A 12,223-nucleotide genomic window follows, 5' to 3' on the forward strand; every position below is an offset into this window, starting at 1 on the left:
TCTGACAGGAATGAATGATGGGAACAAGTTACTCGTACTCGTTCCATATTCATCCCGAGGGCCATTTCGTAACATCGTCGGCAATCCAAACGGCCGATCGAGAGACCATGCATCGGCTGACAGGCCCATCCGTTCGAGGTCGAAAATTCGCTCTGTCCGTTCTCTGATCGCCGTGCCCGGGCCGCCCCCGACGCCGGTGCAAGCACCCGTTTCTCCCCGCACCACATCAGTGTCCCCGCGCCGTGCCCGGTCGTTACGTCGATCGGGGCAAAATGCCGGAAAGCTAGTCGGCCCGTTCCGCATCGCATGCCTGACCGGTCTCGCGCTGTCGCTTCACGGTGTCTCGCATGCGCAAGTCCAGGTCCCCAATGCGGGGCAGTCATTGCGCGACGTCGAAACGGTCCGCCCGACATTGCCGGCCCCCGCCGCACCCGACCTCGCGATTCCCGCACCGGGCAAAGAATCCGCGCCCGCGACACCAGATGGACCACGCATTTCAGTCAGCGCGTTCGACATCGAAGGCAACCACGCAATCGACGCCGCGCCACTGCACGCGTTGCTTGCCGATCTCGTCGGCCAGGCGCTCGACTTCGCCGCACTGAACGAAGCGGCCGGCCGGATCACCGCCTACTACCGCAAGCGCGGCTACGCGCTGGCCCGCGCCTACCTGCCGCATCAGGACATCGAGAACGGCGTCGTCCGCATTGCCGTCGTCGAAGGCCGCTACGGGCAGGTCGAACTGCACAACCGCTCGCGCGTACGCGACGGCGTGTTGCGCCAGCCGCTCGGCGCCGTGCAGGCAGGCGACATCGTGCGCGGCGCGGATCTCGAACGCGCACTGACCTTGCTCGACGAACTGCCCGGCGTCGCCGCGAAGGGCACGCTGCGTGCCGGCCAGCAATCCGGCACGACCGACCTGCTGATCGATGTGGACCCCGGCCCGTTTGCCACCGGCTCACTCGAATTCGACAACTTCGGCGATCCGGTTACGGGCCGTTATCGCGCCACCGGGGCCGTCACCGTCAACTCGCCACTGCGGCTCGGCGACCAGTTCTCGCTGCGCGGCCTCACCAGCAATACGAACCAGCAGTACTACCGCGCCATGTACCAGGTGCCGGTCGGTCCCGCGTCGACCCGGATCGGCGTCGCTTTCTCCGACATGGGCTACCGGCTCGGCAAGGAAATGCGCCCGCTCGGCTATCACGGCCGCGCGAGCGTGCGCAGCGCGTTCGTCACGCAGCCGCTGCTGCGCAGCCGGCGCGCGAGCGCCAGCACGCAGGTCATCTACGAGAACAAGCACCTGCGCGACGACTACGGCGTGTTCGAGCTCGTCAGCGACAAACGCGTGGACCTGTGGTCATTCGTCGTCACGGCGAACAGCAATGACGAACGGTTCGGCGGCGGTCGGAACGTGTTCTCGGCCACGCTCGGTATCGGCCGGATGAGCGGTAACGATCCGCTCGGCATGAACCGGTTCTCTCACACGCTCGGCAGCTTCGCGAAGCTCAACGTGAACGCGATGCGGCTGCAGGCGCTGGGCTCGCGGCTGCAGTTGACCACCCAATTCAGTGCCCAGCTCGCATCGCGCAATCTCGACTCATCGGAAAAATTCATCCTCGGCGGCCCGTACGGTGTGCGCGCCTACGCACTCGGCGCGGGTAGCGGCGACCAGGGTTGGCAGGCGAGCGCCGAGCTGCGCTATCTCGTCGCGCCCGGCTGGCAGGTCAGCACGTTCGTCGACACGGGCCGGATGCAGATCAACAAGCAGCCGTGGATGCGCGACGAACTCAACACACTGCAACTGTCGGGCACGGGGGTCGGCGCGAGCTGGTACGGCGCCAGCCGGCAGATCAGCGTCACCGCCGCCTGGCCGCTCGGCAACGCGGACCGCACACAGTCGGTCACCCGCGCCCCGAGTGTCTGGTTACAGGCCGCGCAGTATTTCTGAGCGGCCGGTAACGCGGTCTGGCCATGGCTTCGCGTCGGCCGGACCACACCGGCGGGCAGCCTCGCTGCCCGCACCCGAAGGGGCGGGGTCATCCGCCCATCTGCTTCGATTCGTCGCGCACACGGGCGAGGTCGTGCCGGCGAAGCGAACCAACCATGAGGAAACAACAACGATGAACAAGACCTATGCATTGGTGTGGAATGGCGCACAGCGCTGCTGGAGCGCGGTCGGGGAAACCGCGCGCCGCCGCGGCAAGGCGAGCGGCGGCAAGCGCGCCGCCATCACCGCCGTCTCGTTGCTCGGTTTCACTGCGCTGCCCGCGTTCGCACTGCCTTCCGGCGAAGCGATCCTGTCCGGCAAAGCCGACATCCTGCGCACCGAAGACGGTCGCACGATGAACATCAATCAGCACACCGACAAGCTCATCACCAACTGGCAAGACTTCAGCGTCGGCGGCGGCGAGCGCGTGTCGTTCCATCAGCCGGACAGCCAGTCCCTCGCGCTCAACCGCGTGATCGGCACCAACGGCAGCCGCATCGACGGCCAGATCAGCGCCAACGGCCGCGTGTTCCTCGTCAACCCGAACGGCGTGCTGTTCGGCTCCGGCGCGCAGGTCAACGTCGGCGGCCTCGTCGCGTCCACGCAGAACCTGTCGGATGCCGACTTCCTCGCCGGCAACTACCGCTTCTCCGGTTCCTCGACGCAATCCGTCACCAACGACGGCACGATCACGGCTGCCGACGGTGGCAGCGTCGCACTGCTCGGCGCACGCGTGGCCAACAACGGCGTGATCCAGGCGAAGATGGGCCGCATTGCGCTCGGCGCAGGCAACGCGTTTACCGTCAACTTCGACGGCAGCGGCCTGCTGAACCTGCAAGTGAATGGCGGCGCAGTCGATGCACAGGCATCCAACGGTGGCCTGCTGAAGGCCGATGGTGGTGAAGTCCTGATGACCGCGCGCGCGGCGGGCAATCTGCTCGACGCCGTGGTCAACCACACCGGCACGATCGAAGCGCGCGGCCTGAATGCGCGCGGCGGCAAGATCACGCTCGACGGCGGCACCGTGAAGGTCGGCGGGAAACTCGATGCAAGCGCAGCCGATGCCGGCGCACCGACGGGCTCGATCCTGACCCGCGGCGAGCGCGTGGACGTCGCGAACGATGTGCAAGTCGACACGCGGGCGGGCCATACCGCCGGCACGTGGACCATCGAAGCGGCCAACGCAAGCGTCGGCGATACGGCCGGGGCATCGAATGCGCGCGGCTTCAACAACAACTCGAATATCACGGGCAACGAGGGCGTCGGCCATGGCGGTGGAGGTTCGAGCACGTCGAACGCCTCGATCGCGGCAGATACGCTGTCGCGCAACCTCGGTACGACCAACGTCGCGCTGACCAACACGAAGCATGACCTCACGGTCGGCGGGCCGGTTTCGTGGTCGAGCGACAACACGCTGACGCTGACCTCCGCCACCGGCAACGTCAACCTGCGGAAGTCGTTGTCCGCCTCCGGCAACGATGCACGCCTGCTGGTCAACGCCGCGAACCGCATCGACATCGACGACGCCGTGACGCTGACCGGCCGAAATGCCCATCTCGAACTCAATTCGAAGGCCGGTCATGCGTTGTCCAAGCAGGCCGTCGTCACGCTGTCCGGCCGGAACGCGTCGTACCGTTCCAATGGCGACGACTACACCGTGCTGCACACGCTCGACGATCTGCGCAACGTCGATGCGAACCTTGGCGGCCGCTACATACTCGGCAATGCCATCGACGGCAACCACGCCAGCTTCCGCAGCATCGGCGGCACCCGCTTCTTCAACGGAAAGTTCGATGGCCTTGGCAACACCATCAGCCGCCTGAACATCACCAACCCCGGCTTCAACGCCGTCGGCCTGTTTGCGGCAAACACCGGCTGGATCGGCAACCTTCGGCTCGATTCCCTCGTCGCAAACACCACGGGTGCACGCTACGCCGCGGCGCTTGGCGGTCTCGTCGGCATGAATGTCGGTGGCCAGATCAGGAACGTCGACGCGACGAATATCACGGTCAACGGCAACGGCAGCGCGTCCGGCATCGTCGGTGGCCTCGTCGGGCGCAACCTCCGCGGCACCATCGAGAACGTTCGCTTCGCGGGCAAGGTGTCCGGACGCACGGATAGCCTCAGCGTCGGCGGCCTCGTCGGTCGAAACGACGACGGTACCCTGCGCAACGTTTCTTCCAACGCCACCGTTTCGGCCGGCATCGGCGGCTACGTCGGCGGCCTCGTCGGATACAACAGCGGCACGATCGAAAACGCGACCGCGAGCGGCAACGTCACGGCTGAAAAATACGCGACCGTAGGTGGACTCGTCGGCACGAACGCCGCCGGCGGCGTCATCCGCAACGTATCGACCGACAACACGCTCGTGGCATCCGAATCGTTCATCGGCGGTATTGCCGGCGAAAACGAAAAGGGAGGCCTGATCGAAAACGCCTCGTCATCGGCCACGATCGGCGGCCGCGACTCGAAAGGCGGTCTCGTCGCCATCAACCGGGGAACACTTCGCGCATCGCATTCGCGCGTGACGTTGAGCGGCAGCCCGACCGACTTCGGCGGTCTCGTCTGGTTCAACGAGGGCGTCATCGAATCGAGCTCGGCGTCCGGGCCGGCAGCCAATTATCCGGCGGTCAAAGTCAATATCGGTAAGGTCGACGACAAGACAGCCATGTTGTCCGTGAAGTAACCATCGCGTTTCGGATCGGTCATGCCGTAACGGCGCGGGGCGGCGCACGCGCACTTCCCCGCGCATCCGATCCGTTCAACCGGGGCATCTGGATGCCGTGCGCATCGAGCGGATGATCCGGTCATTTCGTGCAAATCAATCCAGTCATCAGGACGTCACAACCATGAACAAGACCTACGCATTGGTGTGGAATCACACTCAGGGCACCTGGACGGCGGTCGGGGAAACCGCACGCCGCCGTGGCAAGACCGGCGGCAAGCGCCTCGCCACTGCCGCCGTCTCGCTGCTCGGCCTCGCCGCCCTTCCGGCATTCGCCCTGCCCAGCGGCGAAGCGATCGTCTCCGGCAAGGCCGACATCGTACGCACCGACAACGGTCGCACGATGAACATCAACCAGCACACCGACAAGCTCATCACCAACTGGCAGGACTTCAGCGTCGCGAATGGCGAACGCGTCGCATTCCACCAGCCGACCGACCAGTCCCTCGCGCTGAACCGCGTGATCGGCACCAACGGCAGCCGCATCGACGGCCAGATCAGCGCCAACGGCCGCGTGTTCCTCGTCAACCCGAACGGCGTCATGTTCGGCGCCGGCGCGCAGGTCAACGTCGGCGGCCTCGTCGCGTCCACGCAGAACCTGTCGGATGCCGACTTCCTCGCCGGCAACTACCGCTTCTCCGGTTCGTCGTCGCAAGCTGTCGTCAACGACGGCACGCTGACGGCCGCCGACGGAGGCGGCATTGCGCTGCTCGGTGCACGCGTGACCAACAACGGCGTTATCCAGGCAAAGCTCGGCCGTGTCGCGTTGGGCGCCGGCAGCGCATTCACGGTGAACTTCGACGGCAACCGCCTGTTGAGCGTGCAGGTCGACGGCGGCGCGGTCGATGCGCAGGCGTCCAACGGCGGGCTGCTGAAGGCCGACGGCGGCGAGGTCCTGATGACTGCGCGTGCGGCAGGCAATCTGCTCGACGCCGTGGTCAACAATACAGGTGTCGTTGAAGCCCTCGGCCTGACCGGACACGGCGGCAAAATCACGCTCGATGGCGGTACCGTGAAGGTCGGCGGCACGCTCGATGCAAGCGCAGCCGATGCCGGTGCGCCGGCAGGGTCGGTCACGACCCGCGGCGAGCGCGTGGTCGTCGCGAACGATGTGCAAGTCGACACGCGGGCGGGCCATACCGCCGGCACGTGGACCATCGAAGCGGCCAACGCAAGCGTCGGCGATGGCAGTGGCGCTTCGAGCACGTCGAACACCTCGATCGCGGCAGATACGCTGTCGCGCAACCTCGGTACGACCAACGTCGCGCTGACCAGCACGAAGCACGACCTCGCGGTCGGCGGGCCGGTTTCGTGGTCGAGCGACAACACGCTGACGCTGACCTCCGCCACCGGCAACGTCAACCTGCGAAAGTCGCTGTCCGCCTCCGGCAACGATGCACGCCTGCTGGTCAACGCCGCGAACCGCATCGACATCGACGACGCCGTGACGCTGACCGGCCGAAATGCCCATCTCGAACTCAATTCGAAGGCCGGTCATGCGTTGTCCAAGCAGGCCGTCGTCACGCTGTCCGGCCGGAACGCATCGTACCGTTCCAATGGCGACGACTACACCGTGCTGCACACGCTCGACGATCTGCGCAACGTCGATGCGAACCTCGGCGGCCGCTACGTACTCGGCAATGCCATCGACGGCAATCACGCCAGCTTCCGCAGCATCGGCGGCGACGCCGAATTCGCCGGCACGTTCGACGGCCTCGGCAACACGATCGGCAGGCTGTCGCTCTTCAATACCGCATCGAACGTCGGCCTGTTCGCGGCAAATACCGGACGAATCACGCATCTCGTCCTGCGCGACATCACCGTGAAAGCCTCAGGCTCGCACGGCGCCGTCGGCACGCTGGCCGGCTACAACACCGGCTCCATATCGGACATCGTCGCGCACGACATCTCCGTCCAGTCGCGCGGCCGCTCGATGGTCGGCGGCCTGGTCGGTTCGAACCGCGGCGGCACGATCGATCACGCAAGCGTGTCGGGGCAGATCGACGGCGACGGCGACACGATCGCGATCGGCGGGCTCGTCGGCGAGAACGTCGATCGGGCAGGCAGGACCGCTGCGATCCGGCACGTTCGGGCGGACACGCGTGTTTCCGTTGCCGGCAGCGGCATGGCGGGCGGCCTCGCGGGCATCAACTCGGGCCGGATCGATTCCGCATCCAGCGCGGGCACGGTCGTCGCGACCGGCGATTCGGCCACGGCCGGCGGGCTCGTCGGCATCAATGACGGCGGTGTCATCGTGGAGTCGTCGTCGACTGCGTCGGTCGAGACGCGCGACAACGCCATCGCGGGCGGTCTCGTCGGCGTCAACGCCGGTACCGTTCTCTCGTCGAGCGCGACCGGTGCGGTCAAGGTCGGTCACGGCAGCTTCGCGGGCGGCATCGCCGGCTTCAACTTCGGCAAGCTCGACGGCGTGAGCGCCGGCGGCAACGTCACGGCGGGCGACTTCAGCCAGGCCGGCGGACTCGTCGGCTCGAACACCGGCGAGATCACGTCATCGCAGGCAACCGGCAACGTGACGGCAGGCGACGCGAGCCTGGTCGGCGGGTTTGCCGGATACAACGCCGGCATGATCAGAGCCGCGTCGGCGACCGGCAGCGTGAACGCCGGACGGCGATCGTCGGCTGGCGGCCTTGCCGGCGCCAACGATGGGGATATCGTCATGGCCTCGGCCGCAGGCGCCGTCACGGCGGGCGACGATAGCGCCGCCGGCGGGCTCGTCGGCGACAACCGGGGCAAGATCGACGCATCGCGCGCGTCCGGAGCCGTGCGCGCCGGTCGCGACAGTACGGCAGGCGGCCTCGCGGGAACCAACCACGGCACCATCGATGCGTCCCGCGCATCCGGCAATGTCACGGCGGGCAACGTGAGCCGCGTCGGCGGCCTCGTTGGCGACAACAGCGGGCGCATCCGTCAATCGCACGCGTCGGGCAACGTGTCTGCCGGTCGCCATGCCGAGATCGGCGGCCTGGCGGGCCGGAACACCGGGTCCGTCAGCGCATCGTCCGCAACGGGCGATGTCCGGGCAGACGATCAGTCCGATGCTGGCGGCCTGATTGGCCTGAATTTCGGGACTATCGAGCAGTCGCAGGCAGCGGGCAGCGTTGCCGCGGGCGTGAGGAGCCGGGTCGGCGGGCTCGCGGGCCATTCGACCGGCACCGTGTTCGGGTCTCGCGCAACAGGCGCCGTGCACGGTGGCGATTTCAGCGACGTAGGTGGCCTGGTCGGGAGAAACCATGGAACCATCAAGCAGTCGTCGTCGAGCGGCACCGTTTCCGCTGGCCTGCTTGCGACGCTCGGCGGCCTCGTGGGCACGAACGTCGGCTACGTCGGTCAATCGTCGACCACGAGTCGCGTCGCGTTCACCGGTAACGCGGGCCAGCGTTATGGCGCGCTGGCGGGGGTCAACGAGGGTGAACTGGTCGGCGACACGGCTTACCGGTTCGACGCGTCGATGCCGCTCGTCGGGTCCCGTCTCGCGTCGATCGATCGCTAGGCGCCGACGATAGCGGAAGCCGCTCGCAAGACCAGCGAGCGGCTTCCGCGAGTGCCAGGCGCGGCCGACTCGCGATCGCATCGCGGTAGCGTCTCGATGCGGTTTGCGACGAGGCGGTTTCGGCCGCCGCCCGATGCCTTCGCGATTCCTTTTCTTCATCCGGCACGCCGATGATTCGGCCTGTCGGAATCCTGAAGAACCGGCACGACAGCCAACGTGCACGGGCAGATGCCCACACGCTCGAAGTCAGAAAATCGCTTCGCTCGCGGCTTCCCCGTCCGTTTTTCATCCGCGGTACGGTTCATCAGGCGATCGCCTTACCCGACGGCAAACCTTCGGCCACGCTTCATGCCCACGCCATGCCCGACCCCGGCCGCACGCTTCATCCGTCCGGCATCGCACTGTCGCTTCCCGATCTCCCGCACACGCAGGTGCCGAATGCCATGCAGTCGCTGCGCGACGTCGAAACCGTCCGTCCGGCACGCCCTGCGACGACGTCGTCCCCAAGCCAGACTTACGGCGCACTCGCGGGAATCCACTACAGGGCGCCGAGCTGCAATTGCGCGAACAGCAACCGTGTCGCGTTGGTCGGTAGCAACCGCGGCCTCTTGAAAGACCAAGTGGGGGAATGGACGAAGGCCAGCGCGGGGAAGCACAACGGCAAGCCGGCCTCCGCCGCAGCAACATACCGGGTTCCGGTATGGCCCTCAACCGATACGGTCGTGTACGACGCGTTTTTTAAAGAAATTCGTTCTTGTCTCATTTCCACGCGGCCTTGAAACGACAAGAATTTAGCGTTTGGTATTCGCCCTCCAGCCGAAGGCGTGGCGATCAGTCGAATCCGGTCAACGCTCGGCCATCATTGTTCAGGAAAGGGGAAGTAGATGAGAATCGGAATGTCCGCCGCGTATCGTGCGTGTTTGATGATCGGGGCACTCCTGCCCGCAACGGCGTGGGCGGATGTGAAATGCTACAACATAGTCGACGGTATTAAGACTGACCAGCCGTCGGTCGCGTTGATCCCGTCCATGTCCCCTCCCAGCTTCAGCCCGTTGGTACCTGTTGGCACGGTATTGATCCGGCAGGAACTGCTGTCCACAGGAAAAGCCTTTACGCTGCATTGCGACGGTAGTATCCGGAATACTCAGTTCACCCGGGAGGGTGTACAGGGCCAGTACAACACGTGGCCAACCAATGTCGCCGGAATCGGTGTGCGCATTCAGTTTACCGGGAGCGGCGGCGGTATCGGCGAATGGTGGCCGTACCGCAACGACTCCATGAATGTCATTACCGGCGAATACAATGGCAACCGAAAATTGCTCGTCGAGTTTGTAAAGACGGGGCCCATCAGCGCAGGCGGGGCACTTGTGGGCGAAATCGGAGCCGGCTGGGCTCGCGACAAATTATTCAAGTTCATGTCATTCCGGGTTGCCGGCGGCGGCATCACCATCACGCCCCGCGTGCCGACCTGCAAGGTCCGGGAGAAGACGCTCACCGTGCCGCTCGGCGACATCGCGGCCTACAAGGTCCTGCCGACGGTCGGTTCCACGTCGGAGGCGAAACCCTTCAAGATCGTGCTGGATTGTGACGGCGGCGAAGAAGGCAGCATCACGAAAACCTACATGACGCTGACCGACGTGAACAACAACGCGAATCTCAGCGATACGCTCACGCTGTCGCCCACCGAGACCTCCGCGAAGGGGCTGGGCGTGCAGGTGCTGAACGGCACGAAGCCGGTCTCGTTCGGACCGGACAGCAGCGTGACCGGCAACCCCGGCCAGTTCTATACGGGCACGACGCAGAACGGCGTACTCGAGATTCCGCTGAGCGCGCGCTACGTGCGTACCGGGATCATGAACAGCGGCACTGTGAACGCGCGCGCTTCGTTCACGATGAATTACCAGTAAGCTGCGTCGGGCCGCCGTCGGCGCCCGTCACACACGCTCGGCCGCATTCGTCGGCCGACATCCGCGCTTTATCGCTCATCGCTCAGGCATGCGTGCCGAGATGGTGGTTACCCCCTCTCCTTCTCACGCCCCTTTCGCCTCCGGTTCGCTTCGCGCCGACGTATTGCACCCACCTGATCGAAACGTCGATCGTGCTATCCATCACGACCGATTTCCGACCATATTGATTCGCCATCCAAATCAATATTGGATGACCAATTTTCCATACATCCCGACCAGCCATCGCCGATCAGGCTTGCATCCCTGATACAGAATCGGACCGCATGCGCGCACATCGTCAAATCTGGCTAACACTCTGGCGCAAACGCTCGAACGCCCCGGGAAAATTCATTAACTAGTACGTGTACTAGTGATTATTGAACTCTATTCGATCTCGTCCAATTTCCTCGATTCCGGCGAATTTCGATAATTGACACCGAAATGTAAGGCACTGCTCACCAGCGAAACAGGCGGGCAACGCCTCTACCTTTCACCCTGTCAACTTATCGTTAGAGAACGAGAATATGAAAATCGCAACGCGCACTCACCTCCTTTCGACGCTTCTGGCTGTGGCAGGCCTCGGCCTGGCGTCGGCTGCCAATGCGGCGGACGGCACGATCACGTTCACCGGCAACGTCACTGCCGCAACCTGCAAGATCGACGGCACCGCCGCCGGCGCGACGTCGAACAAGTCGGTGCCGATGCCGACGGTCAGCTCGGGCGCACTGAATCAGGAAGGCGCAGTGGCAGGCCGCACCGCATTCGGTTTCCAGCTGTCCGGCTGTGCTGTGGATACCGAAACGACCAAGGGCAACCCGACGAAGGTTCAAATCGCATTCGAAAACGCGACGAACGTCACGCCCGACGGCAAGCTGTCGCTCGACAAGGGCACGGCGGAAGCACCTGAAGCCCAGAACGTCGTGCTGCAGATCCTCAACGACCAGCAGAATCCGGTCGTCGTCGGCGCGAACGCGGAGAACCAGAACTCGCAAGTCGTGACGATCGGTTCGGATGGCGGCGCAAAGCTGAACTTCTTCGCGGAATACCGGGCAACGGGTGTCGCCACGGGCGGTTCGGCGAACTCGAAGGTTCAGTACTCGGTGGTCTACCAGTAAAGCATTGCGAGGCCCGTTACCCGGCGGGTCTCGCTTTCCGGTGCACCGCCTTCCATAAAACTATTAGAAGCCGCCATGAAAGTCATCAAATCGCTCCAATCCATTGCGCTGATCTCTGCCCTGATCGCCTCGCAAGCCTATGCGAGCGTGGTGATCTCTGGCACCCGCGTCATCTTCCCGAGCAACGAGCGTGAAGTGACGATCAAGCTGACGAACGACGGAAAGACACCCGCGCTCGTCCAGACCTGGATCGACACCGGCGATCAGAATGCGTCGCCGGAAACCATCAACGTGCCCTTCACGCTGACGCCCTCGATGTTCCGGATGGAACCGAACAAGGGGCAAACGCTGCGGCTGGTCTATACGAACGAGCCGCTGCCTGCCGACAAGGAATCGCTGTACTGGCTCAACGTGCTCGAAATCCCGCCGAAAGCGGAAGACGGCGCCGATCGCAACCAGTTGCAGATCGCCTTGCGCACGCGAATCAAGATCATCTTCCGCCCGGAAGGCCTGAAGGGCGAAGCAGTCGCCGCACCGGCCCAGGTTCGCTGGGCGGTCGCACCCGGCAAGCAGGGCGCCTACGTCCTGAAAGCCACGAACCCTACGCCGTTTGTCGTCAATATCGGCAGCATCCTGCTGCATGCGGGCGGGCAAAAGTATGACGCGGGCGCAGGCTACGTGCTGCCCGGCGCCACCCAGGAATTTCCGGTCGCCAAGCTTCATGCAAAGCCGGCTGCCGATGCAAAAGTGCAATTCAACAGCATCAACGATTGGGGCACGTCGGCCAACAACGAGCAGCCGTTGTCGATCCAGCCGTAACGCCGGCTGATTCCACGCCCCTGATCACCGGCGAAGCGGGCCTGTCAGGCCCGCTCGACAGGCCCACTCAAGCCGATCGCCGACTGACCCACCTTCTTCTTCGTTCTAACGCGGCCTGTT

Annotated in this window: 7 protein-coding genes; all 7 read left to right on the forward strand. The window is 64.8% G+C overall.

Annotation, left to right across the window (positions count from 1 at the left end; genetic code table 11):
* The first annotated feature begins 382 nt into the window (after positions 1–382).
* Positions 383–1,948, forward strand: coding sequence for a ShlB/FhaC/HecB family hemolysin secretion/activation protein (locus G3N93_RS04020; RefSeq protein ID WP_241026389.1), 1,566 nt, complete (start codon positions 383–385; stop codon positions 1,946–1,948).
* Positions 1,949–2,120: 172 nt separating this feature from the next.
* Entirely contained in the window at positions 2,121–4,673 is a 2,553-nt protein-coding gene (locus G3N93_RS04025) for a filamentous hemagglutinin N-terminal domain-containing protein (RefSeq protein ID WP_206132320.1), read from the forward strand.
* Positions 4,674–4,836: 163 nt separating this feature from the next.
* Positions 4,837–8,223: a GLUG motif-containing protein gene (locus G3N93_RS04030; protein ID WP_206132310.1), complete on the forward strand. Its 3,387-nt coding sequence runs from the start codon at positions 4,837–4,839 to the stop codon at positions 8,221–8,223.
* Between the two features lie 170 nt (positions 8,224–8,393).
* Entirely contained in the window at positions 8,394–9,002 is a 609-nt protein-coding gene (locus G3N93_RS04035; protein ID WP_206132311.1) for a hypothetical protein, read from the forward strand.
* A gap of 117 nt (positions 9,003–9,119) precedes the next feature.
* Positions 9,120–10,130 carry a fimbrial protein gene (locus G3N93_RS04040; RefSeq protein ID WP_206132312.1) on the forward strand — a complete coding sequence of 337 codons (1,011 nt, stop codon included), beginning with the start codon at positions 9,120–9,122 and terminating at the stop codon, positions 10,128–10,130.
* Between the two features lie 608 nt (positions 10,131–10,738).
* Positions 10,739–11,284 (forward strand): fimbrial protein, encoded by a 546-nt coding sequence (locus tag G3N93_RS04045; RefSeq protein WP_307873385.1) that lies wholly within the window; start codon positions 10,739–10,741, stop codon positions 11,282–11,284.
* 75 nt (positions 11,285–11,359) lie between these two features.
* Positions 11,360–12,103, forward strand: a complete 744-nt coding sequence (locus G3N93_RS04050; protein ID WP_174939493.1) for a molecular chaperone — start codon at positions 11,360–11,362, stop codon at positions 12,101–12,103.
* Positions 12,104–12,223 lie beyond the last annotated feature (120 nt).

Origin of the sequence: Burkholderia sp. Se-20378, assembly GCF_017104665.1 — a bacterium.
In the GTDB taxonomy this organism is placed as follows: domain Bacteria; phylum Pseudomonadota; class Gammaproteobacteria; order Burkholderiales; family Burkholderiaceae; genus Burkholderia; species Burkholderia lata.